General features: G+C 71.6%; 16 protein-coding genes. 9 read left to right on the forward strand and 7 right to left on the reverse strand.

The genetic code is table 11. The features are described from left to right. Nucleotides 1-23: 23 nt before the first annotated feature. Complete coding sequence (locus M6G08_RS13235; protein WP_272587355.1) at nt 24-4,235, forward strand: CHAT domain-containing protein; 4,212 nt, start codon at nt 24-26, stop codon at nt 4,233-4,235. Here the strand turns inward: M6G08_RS13235 and M6G08_RS13240 are convergent. After that, the gene (locus M6G08_RS13240) at nt 4,216-6,189 is read right to left on the reverse strand and encodes a caspase family protein (protein WP_272587356.1); all 1,974 of its coding nucleotides are present in this window, start codon (nt 6,187-6,189) and stop codon (nt 4,216-4,218) included. The two genes, M6G08_RS13235 and M6G08_RS13240, sit on opposite strands and share 20 nt — an antisense overlap. A 187-nt stretch (nt 6,190-6,376) precedes the next feature. On the opposite strand from M6G08_RS13240, the gene M6G08_RS13245 reads away from it, so the two are divergent. From M6G08_RS13245 to M6G08_RS13275, 7 genes are all read left to right on the forward strand, one after another. Next, nucleotides 6,377-6,898: a hypothetical protein gene (locus tag M6G08_RS13245; RefSeq protein ID WP_272587357.1), complete on the forward strand. Its 522-nt coding sequence runs from the start codon at nt 6,377-6,379 to the stop codon at nt 6,896-6,898. A gap of 59 nt (nt 6,899-6,957) precedes the next feature. Further along, nucleotides 6,958-8,730, forward strand: a complete 1,773-nt coding sequence (locus M6G08_RS13250) for a hypothetical protein (RefSeq protein ID WP_272587358.1) — start codon at nt 6,958-6,960, stop codon at nt 8,728-8,730. Continuing rightward, on the forward strand, nt 8,727-8,963 hold the full coding sequence (locus M6G08_RS13255; RefSeq protein WP_272587359.1) for a hypothetical protein: 237 nt from the start codon (nt 8,727-8,729) through the stop codon (nt 8,961-8,963). The genes M6G08_RS13250 and M6G08_RS13255 overlap by 4 nt, the downstream gene beginning before the upstream one ends. Next, nucleotides 8,960-9,523, forward strand: a complete 564-nt coding sequence (locus tag M6G08_RS13260; RefSeq protein ID WP_272587360.1) for a DUF4588 domain-containing protein — start codon at nt 8,960-8,962, stop codon at nt 9,521-9,523. The genes M6G08_RS13255 and M6G08_RS13260 overlap by 4 nt, the downstream gene beginning before the upstream one ends. 55 nt (nt 9,524-9,578) lie before the next feature. Continuing rightward, nucleotides 9,579-11,144 (forward strand): AAA family ATPase, encoded by a 1,566-nt coding sequence (locus tag M6G08_RS13265; RefSeq protein WP_272587361.1) that lies wholly within the window; start codon nt 9,579-9,581, stop codon nt 11,142-11,144. Between the two features lie 125 nt (nt 11,145-11,269). Beyond that, complete coding sequence (locus tag M6G08_RS13270; protein WP_272587363.1) at nt 11,270-11,860, forward strand: hypothetical protein; 591 nt, start codon at nt 11,270-11,272, stop codon at nt 11,858-11,860. Nucleotides 11,861-11,940: 80 nt separating this feature from the next. Further along, on the forward strand, nt 11,941-13,269 hold the full coding sequence (locus tag M6G08_RS13275; RefSeq protein ID WP_272587364.1) for an Nramp family divalent metal transporter: 1,329 nt from the start codon (nt 11,941-11,943) through the stop codon (nt 13,267-13,269). A 24-nt stretch (nt 13,270-13,293) separates the two neighbouring features. On the opposite strand, the gene M6G08_RS13280 is transcribed toward M6G08_RS13275, so the two are convergent. From M6G08_RS13280 to M6G08_RS13295, 4 genes are all read right to left on the reverse strand, one after another. Then, a complete protein-coding gene (locus M6G08_RS13280) occupies nt 13,294-14,580 on the reverse strand; it encodes a hypothetical protein (protein WP_272587365.1) in 1,287 nt (428 codons plus the stop codon). Between the two features lie 81 nt (nt 14,581-14,661). Beyond that, nucleotides 14,662-15,171 (reverse strand): SigE family RNA polymerase sigma factor, encoded by a 510-nt coding sequence (locus tag M6G08_RS13285; RefSeq protein WP_272587366.1) that lies wholly within the window; start codon nt 15,169-15,171, stop codon nt 14,662-14,664. 86 nt (nt 15,172-15,257) lie between these two features. After that, nucleotides 15,258-15,449 carry a hypothetical protein gene (locus M6G08_RS13290; protein WP_210957697.1) on the reverse strand — a complete coding sequence of 64 codons (192 nt, stop codon included), beginning with the start codon at nt 15,447-15,449 and terminating at the stop codon, nt 15,258-15,260. Nucleotides 15,450-15,460: 11 nt separating this feature from the next. Further along, the gene (locus tag M6G08_RS13295) at nt 15,461-16,312 is read right to left on the reverse strand and encodes a helix-turn-helix domain-containing protein (protein ID WP_272587367.1); all 852 of its coding nucleotides are present in this window, start codon (nt 16,310-16,312) and stop codon (nt 15,461-15,463) included. Between the two features lie 193 nt (nt 16,313-16,505). On the opposite strand from M6G08_RS13295, the gene M6G08_RS13300 reads away from it, so the two are divergent. Then, complete coding sequence (locus M6G08_RS13300; RefSeq protein WP_272587368.1) at nt 16,506-16,994, forward strand: ATP-binding protein; 489 nt, start codon at nt 16,506-16,508, stop codon at nt 16,992-16,994. Nucleotides 16,995-17,051: 57 nt separating this feature from the next. On the opposite strand, the gene M6G08_RS13305 is transcribed toward M6G08_RS13300, so the two are convergent. Further along, nucleotides 17,052-17,684 (reverse strand): hypothetical protein, encoded by a 633-nt coding sequence (locus M6G08_RS13305; RefSeq protein WP_272587369.1) that lies wholly within the window; start codon nt 17,682-17,684, stop codon nt 17,052-17,054. 160 nt (nt 17,685-17,844) lie between these two features. Then, nucleotides 17,845-19,584 carry a chitinase gene (locus M6G08_RS13310; protein WP_272587370.1) on the reverse strand — a complete coding sequence of 580 codons (1,740 nt, stop codon included), beginning with the start codon at nt 19,582-19,584 and terminating at the stop codon, nt 17,845-17,847. Nucleotides 19,585-19,732: the final 148 nt, after the last annotated feature.

The raw sequence follows: 19,732 nt of genomic DNA on the forward strand, positions 1-19,732 counted from the left end.
GAGAAACCTGGAAAGCTCGCCCCGTGACCGTTGAAGCCCCGAACCCGGACGACGCCGTCGTCGCCGAACTCCGTGGCAGGCGCGAAGAGCTCCTCGACACCCTCGCCACGATGGAGTCCGGCGACCCGGAGACGCCCGCGCTGTGCGCACTGGCGGGCGAACTCAGTTACCGGCTGCACCTGGTCACGGAGGGCGACGAGGACGACCTCCGGTTGGCGGCCCAGGCGTTCGAACTCGCCTTCAAGGCACCCGGAGACGGCGGGGACTGGGCAGCCTGGCGGATCATGTTCGGGCACGTCCGGGCCTTCCAGTACGACAGCGAACCCGGTGCGGAACTCCTCGAGGCGGTGTGGGAGCTGCTCACCGCAGGGATGGCGGCGCTGCCCGAGGACGATGCCGAGCACGACCTCGTGAGGGGACTGGGGCGGCAACTGCTCGCGGCCTGCGCCAAGCAGCGCTACCTGCACTGCGACGGGCCCGTCCCGCAGCGTGTCGGGCTTGTCGACGAGGCCCTGCGTCGGCACGAGGCGGTGGCCGGGATGCTGGAGCCCGGCAGCGAGGAGGCCGTCGACCTGACGGAGGCGCGGGGCTATCTCCACCTGGAACGCAGCGAGTTGCTGCGCGACCCGGCGGACGCCGAGGCCGCGGCAGTCCACTACCGGGCCGTGCTCGACGCCGGGCTGCCCACCAGCGATCTCCCCCTCGTCCGCTACAGCCTGGGCGTCGCCCTCATGGTGCACGGCAGGGCGCGGACCGACCGGGATGAACTGGAGCGGGCCCGAGAGGAGTTCGGCACCGCGCTGCTCGAGGCGCGGCAGGTGACCGGACAGCAGCCGTCCTGGGCCTGGGAGGTCGGGATCCGCAGCGCCCTCATCCGCTTTCTCATCTGGGCCCACTGGAAGGACCAGGCACACGCCGCCGCGGCCGAGGTGGAGCTGACCGGACTGCTCGCCGACCCTGCCGATGTCGAGCGGCTCACCCCGGTCTTCCTCGACAGCTTCGGGCGCCTGCTGTACGAGCGGGCGAGTGCGCGGGGCGACGGCGCAGCTCAGGACCGGGCGATCGGGCTGATCCGGCGGGCGATGGACATCTGGACGCCGGAACGCGACGGCGTGGTCACCGTCACCGCCATGTTCCTCGCGGTCTTCCAGCTGAGCCGGTACCGGGAGGACCCCGATCCGCTGCGGCTCCACGACGTCACCGAGGCCTGCGCGCTGATCCTCCAGGAAGAGGACGTCACCGGCAGTATGCACAAGATGGCCCAGGGGATGGGCGGTTGGGCCTGGCTCACTCTGGAGCAGGACCATGGCATCTCTCCTGGAACCCCGGAGGACATCCCGGAAGCGATGCGCGTCGAGAACGCAAGGAGCACCTACCTCGGGATGCTCGACGACATCGTTGAGGGGCGCGGTTTCCTGGACTTCAGCGACACCGACGACGACTTGCCCGGCATCATGAAGGGCATCGACGGCATCGCCCGGGGGGCGGAGGCCTTCGACCTGGGGTACGAGCGCTTCGCGGCCCTGGAAGAGGGGAGCGAACGCGCGTTCTTCGCCCTCAACCTGCTCTCCCACGGCCTGCTCCTCGACCCGCACGGCACGCACGTCACCGAGGCGCAGAGGGCGGAACTGATCGATTTCGTCCTGTCCCACAGAAAGGACGATCCGGCCTGGCAGCGCAAGGCGCACGCCGTCGTCGCCCAGGCCCGGCTGCGCGAGGAGCTGAGCGGCTCGGGCCGCGGCATGGACGCGGTCCTCGACCACCTCACGCAGGCCGAGGCGGCGGGTGCGGCGGGGGGCGCGGACGACGGTCTCGGGCACGGCGTGGGCCTTCTCCGGTTCGCCGCCATGTCCTACCGCGGGCAGACCGCCGGTGCCGCCGACGACATGGAGGCGGCCGGCGCACTGTGGCGCGAGCTGCGCGACGACCCCCGCCTGACTCCTTATCACCGCCGGGTCATGTCCGCCCAGCAGGCCGGTTTCGACGCCCAGACCGCCGTCCAGCGCGGCGACCTCGCGGCGGCCGACGACCACATCGCCCAGCTGCAAGCCGTGCACGCGGACCTCGACCCCGACGACTCGACACGCATCGAGCTGTGGACGCTGCTGGAGAACGCCCGCTCGGCCCGCGACCGCCTCGCCGACGAACTGGGCGCGTCGCCCGCACCACCCCTGACCGGGCGTCCCTCGACGGCCCAGTTGCGACGGGCGGCACGTGAACTGCCGCGCGACCACCGGGCCTGGGTACTCGGCGACAACGGCATCACCCGGTTCCTGCGGGCCCGGGACGCGAGCGGGCTCACGGAGGCCATGGAGCTGCTCCAAGAGGCCTACGACCTGGTCGACGAGGGCAGTGACAGCTGGCTGCGCTATGCCTACTGCCTCGGCTCGGGCCACTGCGCACTGGCCGAGGTGCAGCGATTCCCCACGGCCCGCGCCCGCCACCTCGCTCAGGGCATCACCCTGCTGGAGTCCGCCTTCGGGGCCGCCGGGGGCCCCGAGCACCGGCTCTACGCGGCCGCCGGGCTCGCCCTCGGCCGTGCCTACCGCGCCCGGGGGGAACTGCGCCGCGACGACAAGGGCACGGGCCGCCGCACCGGGCTCGACGCGCTGCGCGGGCTCGCCTGGGCGGCGCTGCTGCAGTCCGGCACCGAGCACGCCGCGCAGGCCGTGAAGCAGGCCACCACGACGGCCCTGGAGATCGTCGGCTGGTGTCTGCGCGACCACGCCCTGGACGAGGCCGTCCAGGCCCTCGACGCCTGCCGCGGCCTTCTCCTGCACGCGGCGACCACGTCCCGTACGGTGCCCGAACGTCTCGTCGCGGCGGGCCACGACGCCCTGGCCGAGGAGTGGCGGGCCGCGGGTCTCGCCGCCGCACCCGCCGACCCGCTCGCCTCCGTGCAGGCGCCGCTGGCCGTCCCGAGCGCCTTGCGCCGCCGGGTCCTGGCCGCCCTCACGGGCGGTGACCTGCTGCACGACCGCCTCCTGCAACCTCCGGCGCCGGACGAGATCGCCGCCGCGCTGCGCACCCTGCGCAAGGACGCCCTCGTCTACCTGGTCCCGGCCGGCGACGACACCCCGGGCACGGCCGTCGTCGTCACCACCACCGGCGCCGTGCACTCCGTGCCCCTGCCGACCCTCACCGAGCACGCGGCACCACTGCGCGAGTACGTCCACGCACCGGCACCCGGCGCCCTCCGGCTCGGCGAGCCCGGGCCGGACGGGCGGGACATGGGGCCCGTCCCCGGATGGGCCCAGGCGACCGCCCGGCCGGGAACCCCGTCGTTGCGGCAGCGGCTCGACCGGCTGTGCGGATGGGCCTGGTACGCCGGGATGCGGCCGCTGCTCGACGTCTTCGCCACCCGGAGCGGGCGGGCGCCCCGGCTGGTGTTCGTACCGATGGGGACACTGGGTCTGGTGCCCTGGCACGCGGCCTGGGAGCTGGAGCCGGGCGGACGGCGCCACTACGCGCTGCACGAGGCGGAAATCTCGTACGCCGCCTCCGCGCGCCTGCTGTGCGACGTGGCCGACCGGCCGGAGGCCGCGCACTCGGGGGCCGCGCTCGTCGTGGGCAACCCCACCGGAGATCTCGGGTGGGCGGGCGCGGAGGCCGACGCCGTACAGCGGGCCTTCTACCCGCGCGGCCGGTTCCTCGGGCGGCGCGAGGACGGCGCCGCCGACGGGCCCGGTACCCCGCAGGAGGTGCTGTCCTGGCTGACCGGCGCGGACCCGGACGACCCGGACCACGCGGTGGAGGGCGGCGTGCTGCACCTCGCCTGTCACGCCTCCGTCGCGCGCACCGCCGGGCGAACCGCCCATCTCTCCCTGCACGGCGGTGAGCTGTCGGCCGAAGAGCTGACCGACGCGGTCGGCGGGGGGCGCGGCAGGCTCGGGCTGGTGCTGCTCGCCGCATGCCGCAGCCATGTGTCGGGGCGCGGGCACAACGAGGCGTACAGCCTCGCGACCTCCTTCCTGGTGGCCGGCGCCCGCTCGGTCGTCGGCTCGCTGTGGCCGGTCCCGGACGACGCGACCTCGGTCCTGATGTTCCTGACCCATCACTTCCTGCGCACCGAGGACGAACCGCCCGCCAAGGCGCTGCGCCGGGCCCAGCTGTGGATGCTGGACCCCGAGCGCGAACTGCCCCCCGGCCTGCCCGCCCGGCTCGCCGAACGGGCACGGCACATCGACCCGGACGACTTGAGTGCCTGGGCCGGGTTCACACACCTCGGCCAGTAGCCGCCGTCGGCAGCGGTGGTACGACCGTCCGCACCGCGATCGTGCGGGTCGCCCACCGTCCGGGCGCACCCTGCGTCACCGCGCCGGCCTCACGATCCCCGGCCGGTGTCGCGGGGGCTTCGAACCGTAGCACCCCCTCGGCGTCCGGACCGCCCGCCGTGTCGGCCTCCCGGCTCCCCGAGCCGTCCGGGTCCCATGCCGGCAGCCGGAACGGCGCCGTACTCAGCTCGCCCTCGGCGACGATGAGTTTGAGCCAGTCCCGGCACTCGGCCCCCGGTACGGCCGCCCGGCCCACCGGCAGCGACAGCTGCACGGGGTCGCCGTCCAGGGCGTAGCCGGTGCTGCCGGGGCCGATGAAGTGGCCGGGGAAGAGCGCGGGGTCGGCGGCGTAGCGGTCGGTGAGGTCGAGCAGCACGCACCACAGCGAGCGGTGCGGCGAACGGTTGTGCAGCCGGATGGAAACCCACGGCTCCCGCGGCCCGCGTGCGCCGTCGGGCGCGTACGAGCAGACCAGGTCACCGCTCCCGTCCGGCAGGAGGGCCCGGTCGTCGGCCGCGTCCCAGGGGACGACCTCCACCTGCACCAGGTTGTCCAGCACCGAGGGCCGCGAGGTGAGGTCCCGCAGCTGGTACCAGCGGGCCAGATGCGACAGGCAGTCCACGACCCGCCGGGCGTCGGCGTCCGTGGCGAACGGCAGCGGCCTCACGAACTCGGTCCCGTCCCGCCCCAGAACCCGCGCGGTGGTGTCCCGCACCACCACTCTGACGTGCAGGTCCCCGTACTCCTCGGCCGTCGTCACGACCCGTACCAGCGGCGCGGGCCCGCCCCCGGGGCCGTACGACGCCACCGCCGCCCGCAGCCGGGCCGCCGCCCCGGGCCGGCCGGTGTCGTCCACAGTCACCGTCGCGAGCGGGGTGGTCAGCGCGGTCAGGCTCACCGGGTACACCCGCTCGGTGTCCGGAGCCCAGCCGACCGGATCCACCAGCGTCCGGTCGGCCCCCACCACGCGGGCCCGCACGACGGCACCCGGCGCCGCCCCCCGCGGCCCGACCACGCCGAACTCCGTGCTCTCGGCACCGTCCCCGCCGCGCAGGCCGTGACCGCTGCCGCAGTCCACCTCCCAGCCGTCCGCCGCGAAGCGCAGCAGATGCTCACCGGCGACTCCCGCGACCGCGCCCCCGAGGAACGGCAGATCCGCGGTGCCGCCCGGCACCTCGGGAAACAGCACCGGCCGCTGCCGGCTGCCGGAGCGCTGCACCCGCGCACCGGCCGCGGACAGCAGCTGCCGGTAGGTGGCGTCCGGCCCGGCCGCCTGCACCGAGCCCAGCAGCGCGTGCGTGAACGCCCCGTGCCGCCGGCCTTCGAAGACTCCCTCGTACGACAACTGGTCGAGCCGGCTGGCCGCCAGCAGCACATGCCGCGGGGGCCCTTCGGGCAGCGCGAGGTCCCGCCCGCTCACCGGCCGCCAGCCGGGCAGCGGCGGCGCGAACCGCGCGGTCAGCCCCTCGGGGGCCTCCCCCCGGGTGGCGCCCCCGGAATAGCAGCAGTCGAGCACCGCCACCACGTGGGCCCCGCCCGCGGCCACCGCGTCGAGCAGCGCGCCCAGCCGCTTGTCCGGCAGCGGACCGTCCGCGCACACCAGCGCCTGGTTCCACCCGGTGGCCTCGACCAGCAGGTCCGGGCCCGAGGCGGCCGACTGCGAGCCGTGCCCGGAGAACCAGAACATCGCCGTGTCACCGGGCCCGGCAGCCCCCAGAAACGTGCGGATCCCCTCCTCGACCGCGGCCACGGTCGCCGCGCCGTTCAGCACGGTCCGCACCTTCGCTCCGCCCGCCGTCCGGTCCGTCACCAGCCGTTGGGCCTCGGTGACGTCGTTGACGCACCCCGCCAGCGGCGTCGCGATCTCCGACCGGTAGTTGTTGATGCCCGCCATGAACGTGTAGATCGACCCCATGCCGGGCAGTGTGTCAGCCGTACCGGGCCGTGACATGGGTGAACCGGGCGGGAACGGGGCGAGTGCGGGGCGAGTTCGGGTCCGAAGCGGGTTTTTCGGATCACAAGTGGCGTGAATACTCGCAGTATTGACTCGACGTCATTACTCTTCACTTCTCGCGGAACGCTGCACTCACGTCGGGGGACACATGAGCCACTTGGAGCGGCCTCGTCGCATCGTGCAGCCGGGCGGACCGGCCGGGACGCCGTCCACCTCCTCGGACGCCCTGCGCCGCACGGACCAGGGCCCCACCGCCGGGGCCGGCTCCCGCCGCACCGTCGGCGCGCCCGGCCCGGCCGCACCACTGCGCCGCGAGCGCCTCGCCCCGCGCCCGCAGGGCCTGCGCGACGCGGTGGGCCGCCTCGACGCGGGTTTGGACGAGCACGCCCGCAGGCAACTGGCCCAGTGGATCGGCGAGGAGTACCGGGCCAACTACGGCGAGACCCCGCTCGGCTTCTTCGCCCGCTGTTACCTGGGCCCGCCCTACGTGGACCACCAACTCAACCTGTTCCAGGTTATCGTCCGCCACTTCGCCCCGTCCGACCCGGTCCCCGAGCCGTTCTCGGGCGCCCGGATGCTGGTGCGCTCCGGCGGCTACGCCTTCGTCGAGGTCTATTCCGGAGGCCTGCTCCTGCCGGTCCTCGACGACGGGACGGTCGTACGCCCCTGAGCCCCGCACATCCCACACCCGCGTGACCACGCCACAGACCCATGTGATCGGAGAAGCGAATGTCCGAGGTGGACTACGCGCTGCACCAGAAAATGCAGCAGGTCAGCAACCTCGTGGTCCGACTCAGCGAGCAGGTCGGCTCCGTGTCCGGCCAGGTACAGGCCGTCGAGGTCAACCAGCAGCAGACCCGCAGTGAACTGAAGGATCTGCGCGACGAGTTCCTCGCGTTCGTCCGGACCGCGCAGCTCACCGCCAACGTCCAGCGCGCCGAGACCCGCGTCGGCGTGATCCAGGACCAGGTCGACCACGAGTTCGGCCACCACAAGACCGTACGGCGCACCGCCGTCGGCATGCTCCAGGCCTTCGACCTTGGGCTGGTGTCCGAGGACAACGTCCGCACGGTCGGCGACCAGCTGATGATCCAGACGCCCCGCTACTGGCTGGCACCCGCCCTGGTGGCACTCGCGTCCTGGTCGGCCGACGACCGCACGCTGTGCGAGAAGGCGGTGGAGGAGGCGTTCCGCCGCTCACCGGACCGCACCTCTCTGTTCTTCGCCCTGGTGCTGCGCCGCCAGAACCGCAGGGAGGCGTCCGTGCGCTGGCTGCGCCACTACCTGCTCGCCCAGGACCCGGCGGCGCTCGGCCGGGAGTTCGCGGTCATCCTGGAGTCCATCGCCCAGGGCGCCTTCGGGCTCGCCGGACGTGAGCTGCTGAACAACACCCTGGCCGGCTGGCGCGAGACGCTCATGGACAGCGCCGAGGGCCAGCAGAAGCAGATCACCCGCTGGCGCGAGGAGATCGACTCCCTCGTGCAGCCCTCCGCGGCCGCCGAGTTTCCGCGCCTCGTCCAGGTCTGCCCGCAGTGGCTGCAACTCGACTGGGTGCTGGCCCGGGCCCGCACCCAGCAGGTGGTGCTCGACAAGTACCGGGCGCTCATGGACCGCGAGTTCCAGCCCTCGGACCGGCTGGAGGACGCGGTCGACGACATCCTCGACCGGCTTGTCTCCGAGTACGACAACGAGGAGCTGCCGCTCCGCCGCGACCTGGCGTTCAACCACGCGGTGATCGACCACGGCGGTGACCTGGACGCCGCCCGCCACGCCGCCGACGCGGACTCCGCCTCGTACGAGGAGACCCTCGACTACCTGACCGTGCAGACCACGGCCGCCCTCAACCCGGCCGCCATCGGCACCTCGCCCGCCACCCAGCGGCTCTCCGTCGCCGCCTGCCAGGAGTGGTTCCTGCAGGCGCACGCCGGGTTCACCCGCGACTACCGGGCCGGCGTGCCGCAGGACGTGCAGGCCCGGTTCGGTACCGCGTACACGGTTGCCGCCCAGACCTTCCAGCTGCCGCCCTGGCACGGGTCGTTCACTCGGCCGCTGACCGAACTCGAGGTGTCGCTGTCCGCCCACTGGGACCAGCACATGGAGCCGTTCATCGCCGGATACGCCTTCCCCTGGGGGAAGAAGCTGGCGCTGCCCGCCCTGGTCCTGGTCGGCATCCTGGTGATCATCGGGGCCTTCTCCATCGCCACCGCGCTGGTCACCGCCGCGGTCGTCGGAGGCGTCTGGGCACTCGTCCTGCGCAACGGCGCACAGGCCGCGCAACGCCTCCAGGACAATGCCCGCCAGATCCTGCAGCAGGCCAAGCTGGAGTCCCTGCACCATCTGCGCGCGGCCTCCGCCGAACTCACCGACTGGAACACCAAGCAGCGCGCCGCCGACGCCGTCGAGCCCCAGTGCCGGGAGCTGATCAAATCCCTCGGCACCGCCTCCCGGGGCGGCTCGCCGTTCGAGGGCCGGACCGTGGCCAAGGAGGAAACCGCGTCATGAGCACCGCACCCGGTCAGCACCCGGCGGTCCCGCCACCGCCTCGCAGACCCCCGGGAGACCCCCAGTGGTCCACGCCCGGCACCCCCGCCGAGGACTCGCCCTGGGGCGCTTCGCGCAGGCCCACCGGAGAGCGCGCCACCAGCCGGGTGCGCAAGATCGCCGAAGGGCTGCCCGACTGGGAACCCCTGCCCCCCGGTGAAACCGTCGTCCGCAGGCCGGGCGGCGTGACGTGAGCACGTACTGGGGGCACGGCGGCCCCTACGAGACCTGGGTGGACTTCCTGCGCCGCTGGGCCGCCGAGGAGAACCCCGACCCCGCTGCCCTGCCGCCGCTGGCCCAGGAGGACTTCCCGGGCGAGACCTGGGAGCGCTTCGCCCTCCATCTCGGCGAGGCCCTCGACACCCGGCTGAAGTCCTGGGCCGACCGGCTCACCGAGGCGGTCCTCGCCGCCCCGGACGAATTCTCCGCGGGCCGCGAACTGGCCCAGGCGCGGACAGGACTCCTGACGGTACGGGCGGTGGCGGGGCACCCCGGCCTGCCCGAAACACTGAGGACGAGGTTCCGTGAACTCGTCGACGGCCAGATCACGGACCTCCAACAGCAACTGGAACGCCGGCTGGACGACCTTGCCGCCGCGAACGGCTCCGATCCCCGCTGGGTGGAACAACGCCGCCGCACGGTCCGCGACAACGCCCTCACCGCAACGCTCTCGCCCTTGAACACCGGCACGGCCGATCCATGGGCGCGGACACACACCGCAGACCGTCCCCGCCGTCGCGTCGTCACGGACTGAAGAACCGCGACCGGGCAGGCACCAGAGGCATCCGAAAACCGATCCGAAGGCCCGTATGTCGAATTACAACGAAAGCCTGCATCACCTGGACAGCTACATCTCCGCCCGTGTCCCAGTGATCGGCATGCGCACCATCGAGCAGCAGCGGGCTCTTCGCCTCCTGAGGGACGCGGCCCTTCAGCACCGCCGCAGCAGCATGCCGTTCTGGATCTACACCAGGGCCACCGGCCTGCGTGACCTGCGCACCAACGCACCCGTACAGGACGACCGGTCACTGACCGGGGCCATGGACTTCGCCGCCGCCCAGTTCAGCAGCCGCGCCAACGCGACCGTCGTCTTCGTCGACCCCGACCACCTGGAGGACGACACCCCCGTCACCCGGCACATCGCCGAACTCGCCCGGCTCGCCGACAACAACATGGGCAGCATCGTCCTGATCACGGACGCGCCCATCTGGAGCGGGCTGCAGCGGCTCGGCATGAGCCTGCAGCTGGACCTGCCGAACGCCGAGGAGATGTACGGCACCCTCGCCGGCTTCCTGGCCGACCACCGGGGGCACATCCCCATCGAGTGGGACGAGAACGACACCCGCCGCGCCGCCGAGTTCCTGAGCGGTGTCACCGAGGCCGAGTGCATCAACCTGATGGCCACCATCACGGCCAAGGGCTCGATCGGGAAGGCCGACGTCCTCGGCCTCGCCCAGGCCAAGGACCGCATCTTCAGCAATCTGACCGGCCTCGAACGTGTCCAGCTGAAGGAGAGCGACTACACCGTCGGCGGACTGACCAGCCTGCGGGAGTGGCTGAACCGCAAGCACGACATGATGCACGCCGACCTGCGCGACTCCGAGCTGCGGCCGCCCAGGGGCGTCCTGCTGGTGGGGGTGCCCGGCTGCGGGAAGTCCCTCTCCGCCAAGGCCGTCGCCCACGAGTGGCAGCTCCCGCTCTACCGGCTCGACATGGCCAGCATCCACGGCAAGTACCTGGGTGAGTCCGAGGGCCGGTTCCGGGAGGCCCTGGCGATGGCGGACCGGGTGGCCCCCTGCATCCTGTGGATCGATGAGATCGAGAAGGGCCTCGCGGGCAAGGACGACATGTCCGGTGTACCGCAGCGGATCATCGGGCAGTTCCTGTTCTGGCTCCAGGAGTCACGGTCGCGGGCGTTCGTCGTGGCCACCGCCAACGACGTCCGCAGCCTGCCGCCCGAGCTGTTGCGCAAAGGCCGCTTCGACGAACTGTTCTTCGTCGACCTGCCCGACAGCCAGGACCGCAGGGAGATCATCGAGCTCTACTACCGCCGCTACCTGAAGGTCGGCCCCGAGCCCGAGCAGGTGGACCGGCTCGTCGATCTCTCCGAGGGCTTCGCGGGCTCCGACATCGAGTCGACCCTGCACGACGTGGGCGAGGAGGCGTACCGCTGCGGCGGCGCCGAGCGCCTCAGGCCGTCCTTCCTCCTGGACACCTTCGCCAACACGGTGCCCCTGAGCCGGGTCAACCCGGAGCAGATCGAGGAGATCCGCGCCTGGGGCCGCGAGCGCGCGGTGCCGGCCGGCCGCGCGGCGACGACGGCGGGCGCGGGCGTGGCGACGCCGTCGCGAAGGATCGTGTTCATGGACGAGTGAACTGGGCGAGCCCGTGAGCCCGTGAGCCCGTGAGCTTGTGAGCCGTGGGACCCGTGTTGGCGTCTTATAACAAAGTTGGGGGCTGGCTGTGTCGGGCACAGGTTTGTCGACCATACTCCTGCGGTGTGGAGCAGCGCAGAGGATCGACGAGCCAGCCCCTGGAAGGCGCCGGATTCGACCCGGCATTCATCCCCGGGCTCACCGCGCCCGTGACCGGTGAGCCGGAGGACGCGAGACCGGCGGAGGAGGAGACCGAGGCCGTCCGCGACGCGGACGAGACCACGGCGGAACCTGTCGACCAGGCCGGGGACGCGGAGGAGGAAGCGGAGGAGGAAGAGGACGAGGCCCCCGACGGCCCCGTCTTCGAGGCCGCCGACCGCCGCGCCCGGATCGTCGCCGACCACAAGGGCGTACGCCTCGCCCTCGACGACCAGAGCTGCGAGTTCCGCTGGGACGAGGTCGGCGCCGTCGAGACGGAGACCGGCCGCTTCGGCAAGCGGTTCACCGTCACGGTGCACACGCCGGACCGCCGCTGGTACCCGATCGAGATCGAGGCGACGTCCCGGAGCCGCTTCAAGGAGTGGGAAGCCGCCCTGGACGAGGTCCTGGACGCGTACTTCGAGGACGGCGAGGCGGAGGTCGAGGCGACCGAGGAACAGGACACGACCGAGGAACGGGACACGACCGAGGAGCAGGAAGCAGCCGACGCGAAGTAGGGCCTGGGTTGGGCACCTTCGGGTGAAGATCCCCGCACGCCCTCTTGTCCCGTCGCCCGGCATGGGCTTTCTTGGCCCGCATGGCGGACACCACGGGCAACACCAGTGACAGGGCCACGGGGACACCCCACGGCTCCGACTCGGCACCCCGCAAATCCAGTTGGCGCTACATCGGCCCCGGCATCGTCGTCGCGGCGACCGGGGTCGGCGCCGGCGACCTCGTGGCCACCCTGATCGCGGGCAGCAACTTCGGCTACACCCTGCTGTGGGCGGCGGTCCTCGGCTGCCTGGTCAAGATCTCCCTGGCCGAGGCGGCGGGCCGCTGGCACCTCTCCACCGGCCGCACCCTCTTCGACGGCTGGGCCAGCCTGGGCCGCTGGACGACGTGGTTCTTCGCGGTCTACGTCGTGATCTGGGGCTTCTCCTACGGCGCGGCGGCGATGTCGTCCAGCGCCCTGCCCCTGCAGGCCCTCTTCCCCGGCGTGATGGACCTCGAATGGTGGGGCGTGGCCTGCGGCGTGGTCGGCCTGGTCTTCGTCTGGTTCAACAAGTACGCCGTCTTCGAGAAGGTCATGACGGTCCTGGTCGGCGTCATGTTCGTGGTGACGGTCTACCTGGCGATCCGGGTCGCCCCCAACCTGGGCGACGCCTTCGCCGGCCTCCTCCCCGTCATCCCCGACGGCGAGGACTCCGTCCTCAACACCCTCGGCCTGATCGGCGGCGTGGGCGGCACGATCACGCTCGCCGCCTACGGCTACTGGGTCAACGCCAAGGGCTGGGCCAATACCGGCTGGATGAAGGTGATGCGGCTGGACAACCGGGTCGCCTACATCACCACCGGCGTCTTCGTCGTCGCCATGCTCTTCGTCGGCGCGGAGCTGCTGCACGCCGCGAACATCGCGCTCTCCGGCGGCGGCAAGGGCCTGGTGCAGCTCGGCGACATCCTGGAGGACGAGTACGGCACGGTGACGGCCAAGTTCTTCCTGATCGGCTTCTTCGCCACGTCGTTCACCTCGCTCATCGGCGTGTGGCACGGCGTGAGCCTGATGTTCGCCGACTTCGTGTCCCGGCTGCGGGACAAGCGGGCGGGGAAGGCCAAGGAGATCGCCACCGGTGAGCACGAGCGCTCCTGGCCCTTCCGCGCGTACCTCCTGTGGCTGACCTTCCCGCCCATCGTCCTGCTCTTCCAGGGCGAACCCTTCCGCCTGGTCATCATCTACGGCGTCCTGGGCGCGGCCTTCATGCCCTTCCTGGCCCTGACCCTGGTCTGGCTCCTCAACTCCTCCCGCACACCGGCCGAGTGGCGCAACGGCTGGCTCAGCAACGGCATGCTCACGATCGCGGGCCTGCTGTTCCTGGTGCTGTGCGTGAAGGAGATCTGGGACCAGCCTTGGGCCAGCTTCTTCTGACCGCCGCCCGGACCGTCGCCGTCCTTACCGAAGCTTGTCCCACTCCGGGCTGAGCGCCATCTCCCGCAGCTGATCGATGGTCAGCGCGGGAGTGGCACGGGACGGCTCTGCGTGCGCGGCCCCGTTGTTGAAGGCGCTGATCACCACACGGAAGCCGTCCTTGCCGGGCCGCAGGGTGTCGGCGGTCCACATGAGCACCCCCGGGACACGGTCGTCGCCGATTCCCTGCCGGGTCTTGACCAGGGTGCCGTCGGGAAGCTCCTCCCCACCGCCGTAGAGCTGGTCGGCGACGTCGTCCATCCCGTACTGGACGTTGACCTGGACGAGGCTCTCACCCTGCCCGTCATCGACGACGACGTAGGTGAACCCGCTCTCCTGCCCACCCTCCTTGACCACGTCCAGCCCCTCCGGGAGCAGCCCGACCAGCGTCTCGTTGGCGTCCTTGCCGGAGACGGGGGCAGGCGGTTCGTCGGCGGGCGGGGCGGCCTTGGTGGGCGCGGCGGACTTCGGGTTCGGGGGGATCGCGTCCACGACCTGGCGCCACACCTCGGCCGTGACGACCTCCTTCAGCTGCTCGGCCGACAACGGAGGCTCCGCACGGGAGACGGGCGCGCCCTTCTGCGCGGGCGCGTTCCACTCGCTCAGGCTGACGTGCTGCCCCTGGTCCGTGACCAGGTCGGCGGACCAGAGCTTGGTGTCGACACGCTTGTCCGCATACTCGTAGCCCTTGAACAGCCGCAGCAGCGAGCCGTCGGGCAGGCGGGTGGAGGAACAGGAGTCGTGCGGGACGAACGTCTCGTCGGGACACTCCATCAGCTGGCGGACCTGAGCACTGCCCGGCTCCACCCGATACAGGCCCATGCTGATCGCGGCGGCCCCCTCCCCGTCGTCGTACACGACATACGCGTACGGCGAGGGCTGGTCGGCCGACCCCCGGGCGTCCTCCTGGCTGAACTCGCCCTCGGGAAGCAGCTCCTTGAGCTGACCGAGGACGGTGTCGCCGGAGACGGGAGGCGGAGCGGGCGTCGTGGCGGAGGCCGAGGGCTGTGACGTGGCCCCGGTGGTCGCGGAGGAGACGTCCCGCCCGCCGGAGTTCCCCTGCGGCAGCAGCATCGCCCCGCCCACCCCGACCAGCGCGACCCCGGCCACCCCGCCCAGCACCCCGGCCCGGCGCCGCGTCAGCGCCCGCCGCCCGCGGGCCCGCCCGCCGGTGACGAGGGCCGAACCGTCGGCGTGGAAACCCCCGCCGGTCTGGTGCAGGGCGGCGGAGAGCCGCTCCTCGAAGATTTCCTGGTCCTGGTTTTCGGGCATGGCGAACCACCCTTTCCGCATGGATGGGAGAAGTGAGAGCCGAAGTGGGGGAGTGGGAACGGGGGAACGAGATCGGTTACGTCAGTATCTGGCGTACTCCGCGAGATCCTCGCCGAGCAGTTCACGCAGCCGGCCCAGCGCCCGGGAGCACCGGGTCCGCACGGCCGCCGAGCTGACGTTCATGACGTCGGCGGTCTCCTCGATCGACCGGTCCTCCCAGTACCGCAGGACGACCACGGCCCGGTCCTTGGCGGGCAGCCGCGCCAGCGCGTCCAGCAGCGTCAGCCGCAGCGAGGCGTCGCCGTCCCCGGCGCCGGGCAGGTCCGGGAACACGTCCGTGGCCCGCTCCCGGCTGCTGCGCCGCCGCTGGTGGGCGAGGAAGGCCCGGGTGAGCACGGTCTGCGCGTACCCGGCGGGGTTCCCCACCCGGGAGACGCGTCCCCAGCGGACGTACAGCCGCCCGAAGGTCTCCTGGACGAGGTCCTCGGCCAGGTGCGTGTCCCCGGCGGTGAGCAGACAGGCGGACCGGTACAGGTGGCCGGCCCGCGCCACCGCGAACTCGGCGTACTCGTCCGCCCGCGCCTGTCTCATACCCGCGTTCCCCCGTACTCACCGCTGTCGTGTACTGCCTTCACCTCACTGATGCGGTGGGCCCCGGGAAATGTTTCATACGGACTTCACAGGAGGTGGTCGGCCTTGCCCGCCTTGATGTCGAGGATCATGCGGCGCAGGGCGTCCCGGCTGTCGGTGAGGGGGGTGTCCTCCTCGCCGGCTATGGCGATGTAGGCGTTGCCGGTGGTGTCTGTGCCGAGGCGGAAGCAGGAGTTCCCCTCGCCGCAGAAGGGGTCTTCCCACGTGATGTCGCTCATCAGGCATCTCCTCAGAGGTCGTTGGCGATCTCGCGGATGAAGTCGCGTGATGCCGCCGACGACAGGGCGATGCGCTCCATCCAGTCCAGGTGGGCACGGTACTTCGCCAGCTGGGCGTCGGCGTGGAGGAAGTCCGGCCCGTGCGAGCTGTCGATCTGCACCGTGTCCAGTTGGGCAACGGGACCCTCCGCGTACAGCACGGTCTGTCCGGCCCCCGGGAAGGCGCCGGCGGCGAAGGGGATGACCAGGACGGTCACGTTCTCCTGCTCCGACTTCTCCAGGACGTGATGCAACTGCGCCTTGGCGACGTGGCGTCCACCGAACTGCATGCGGAGCGCCGCCTCGTGCACGACGGCGACGAACGGCGTCGCATCCTTGCCGTCCAGCACCTGCTGACGCTCCACGCGGTGTGCCAGGCGCAGGGCGACCTCGTGGTCGGGCAATTGCGGAATGACGACACGGAAGACCGCCATCGCGTGGTCGGAGGTCTGCAACAGCCCTGGAATGTGCATGGAGTAGGCGGCCCGCATGCGAACTGCGTGCGCCTCCAACTCCGCGATGTCCAGCATCCCTTGGGGAAGGGATCCCCGATACCTCTCCCACCACCCGCGCCGGCCGCCTGCTGCCATGCTCACCAGGGCCTCGACATACTCGGTGTCCGGGCATTCGCAGTTGCAGGCGAGGGTGCGCACCCGCTCCGGGCTGACCGCCCGTACCCCCGACTCGATGTGCGAGATCGTGCCACGGTCGACCCCCAGCAGCCCCGCGGCGGACTCCGCGGACATCCCCGCCGACGTACGCATGCGACGGACCTCGATCCCGAGCCGTTTCTGACGTGCTGTGGCTGACGTCCTCGCTCCCACACCGCTCCCTCCGCCTGCCGTCGTGAGCAGCCTGCCACCCACGATCGAGCGCACTTTTCACTTCATGGTGCCAAATTAGGCACTCGCGTCGATACATTCGGTACCGCACACGCTACACACGGCGATTGGAAGTGCATCGCGCAAGCCTGCCCGCGCGACGGAGCCACCGACCGCCCCCGACAAAGGAGTCGCCATGCCCCCGTCCCACTGCCCCGTCGCCCCCGCCTACCCGGCGGACCCGACACCCCCCATCCCCGAAACCCTGGCCTACAGCTTCACCCTCCCCGCCGCCCTCTCCAGCCCCGCCCTGGCAAGGGCAACCGCACGCCACGTGCTCCGGACGCACGGCCTGACCGACATGCTGGACCCGGCGCTGCAAGCGGTCGGCGAACTCACCGCCGTCGCGTGCCGGTTCACGGAGTCGGTGGACTACTACCTGACCCTCCGCTACCGCTTCTCCACCCTCCGGGTCATCGCCTACGACAGCCACCCCCGCCACACCAGCCCCCACCTGGCCACCGCCTGCGACACCCGCCGCCGCGCCGCCCTCCGCCTCCTGGCCTGCGTCTGCCGCGCCTGCGACGGCACGTGGGGCTTCGGCGAGGCGAGGGAGCCCGGCGGCGGCACACGCATGTGGGCGACCCTGCCGAGGGCGAGCGCGGCGGCGTACGGGGCGCCTTGAGGGAACCGTGCCGACGGCCCGTGTGTCCACCGGCCTCCGGCCGTATGGGAGCCGTCTTCAGCCGGGTCCCGGCCGACGGGTGGCGAAGCTGTCGTCGATGCCCGGGATCCAGAAGCAGATCTCCAACGTCTTCAGGCGGTCCCAGTGCCGGACGCGGCGCCCGTGCCTGACCGCGGCGATCAGAGCGGCGAGCAGCAGTGCCGAGGAGACCGCCGCCCATACGCGCTCGGGTCCCACGGCGAGTTCTGCCAGCGCCGCGACGCAGGCGAACGTCAGGGCGAGGGCGGAGTTCCGCAGCATCAACGCGACCCCTTGCAGCCGGGTGATCTCGCTCGCTGCCTCCTTGTCGTGGAGTTCCGCCGCCGCGAGCAGGAGCGGCATGTCGGAGTGCACGAAGGGTCGGTCCCGGGCCTCGGGTACCGCGGTCACGAAGGCCGACCGAGCGTGGTCGGCGCTCCAGTTCCAGCTCGGTGCCAGCTTGTCCAGGAGGGCGCTCAATGGATAGGTGAGGTGGCCCAGAAGGTAGCTGGCAACGGCGGCCGCGACCAACTGCAGTGCCGACGGAGCCGAGGCCAGACTCGCGAGGTCAAGGATCTCCAAGCGTGCGAGCAGGTAAAGGATGAGGGACAGGTGCAGAGCGCCGGGTATCCCGTAGGTGAACAGGTCGAAGATGCCCACAGCCAACGTCACGTTGCTCCCCCTGACTCGCCGAGGGGTCCGACTTTAGTGAGCAGGGCGGAAGAGCGGTGCAGGGGCCGTCCGCAGAGGCCGGGCCCGGGTGGGGTGACGGCGACATGCCGTTCCCCTCGCCCGTCTTCCGGGGGCGAGGGGAACGGCATGTCGGCCTGAACTACGGCAGCGCGTCCACGTGCGGACCCACCACGTTGGACCACGCGTTGCCCGACGTCGCGTCCCAGTTCGTGGACCAGGTCATCGCGCCCCGCAGGTCGGGGTACGTCCTCGACGGCTTGAAGGAGCCGCAGTTCGTGCCCTTGGTGAGGCAGTCCAGGGCGGCGTTGACCACCGACGGGGCGACGTAGCCGCCGCCGGCCGCGCGGGTGGAGGCCGGGAGGCCGAGGCCCACCTGGGACGGGTCGAGGCCGTTCTCCAGCTGGATGCAGGCCAGGGCGGTGAGGAAGTCGACCGTGCCCTGCGCGTACACCTTGCCGTCGCAGCCCAGCATCGTGCCGCTGTTGTAGTACTGCATGTTGACGACGGTGAGGATGTCCTTCACGTTCAGCGCCGTGCGGAAGTACGACCCCGACGTCGACTGCATGTCGATGGTCTGCGGCGCCATCGTGAGGATCATGTCCGGGCCCGCCTTCGCCGACAGGGCGCGCAGGGCCTGCGTCATGTAGGTCGCGTTGAGGCCGTTCTCCAGGTCGATGTCGACGCCGTCGAAGCCGTACTCCTGCATCACCGCGTACACGGAGTTCGCGAAGTTGGTGGCGGAGGCCGCGTCGTTCACCGAGACGGTGCCCTTCTCGCCGCCCACCGAGATGATGACCTTCTTGCCGGCCGCCTGCTTGGCCCGGACGTCCGCCTTGAACTGGTCGACCGTGTAGCCGTCGAGGCCGGCCGTGTCGAGGTTGAAGTCCACCGCGCCCGGGGTGCCGGTCGCGTCCGCGAAGGCCACCGCGATGATGTCGTACTGGGAGGAGACGTCCGAGATCCGCTGGACCGCCGCGCCGTTGTCGAAGTTCTGCCAGTAGCCGGTCACCGCGTGCTTGGGCAGGTCGCCGCCGTCGCCGCCGCCGTCGTCCGGCGCCGTGGTGCGGGCCGTGACCGCCGCCGACTTCGCCGACTCACCGGCCGCGTTGGTGGCCGTGACCTGGAAGGAGTACGACGTCGAGGCCGCGAGGCCGGTCACGGTCGCCGACGTGCCGGTCACCGCCGTCACCTTCGTGCCGTCGCGGTAGACGTTGTAGCCGGTGGCGCCGGAGACCGTGTTCCAGGCGAGGGACGCCGAGGAGGAGGTCGTACCGGAGACGCTCAGGCCGGCCGGGGCGGCCGGCACCGTGGGCTCGGGGCCGCCGTCGTCGCCGCCGCCCCCGTCCGGGCCGAAGACGGACAGGTCGTCGGCGTAGTAGGCGGACTGCCCGTACCAGCCGTGCGTGTAGACCGTCACGGAGGTGGTGGAGGAGCCGGTGGTGAAGGTCGTCCGCAGCTGCTTCCAGGACGCCGAGTCCGGGGTCCACGTCGAGACGTCCGTGGTGCCCGTGCCGGTCACGCCCAGGTAGGCGTACCCGCCCTGCACCCAGGCGCTCAGGTCGTACGTCGAGCCGGGCTTGACCTTCACCGTCTGGGAGCAGCGGGCGTTGTCGTGGCCGTTCGGCGTCGCCTTCAGCGCGGCGGAGCCGCCGTGTGCCGGGGAGGAGACGGTCGTACCGCTGTTCGCCGAGCAGGTCCAGCCGGTCAGCCCGGCCTCGAAGCCGGCGTTCTTCGCGTTGTTGACGTCGGCGGCGGACGCCTGGCCGACGGCGGTGACGGACAGGGCGAGCGCGGCGGTGACGGCACCCGCCCAGAACTTCGTCCGCCTGCCGAACTGTCTGCCGATCTGTCTGCCGGTGCGTCGGCGTACGGGGTCCATGGGGGCCTCCGGTGGGGAGATGGGGGCAGTGAGGTACAAGGTGGTCCAGACCAATTGAAGGTGTCAAGAGGTAGGTACGGACCAAGTTCTGTACCGTCTCGCGGACTTGGCGACGTCCGGGATGAGGCCGCGCGCCGCCCGAGCTGTG

This window comes from Streptomyces sp. M92 (genome assembly GCF_028473745.1).
Lineage (GTDB): Bacteria > Actinomycetota > Actinomycetes > Streptomycetales > Streptomycetaceae > Streptomyces.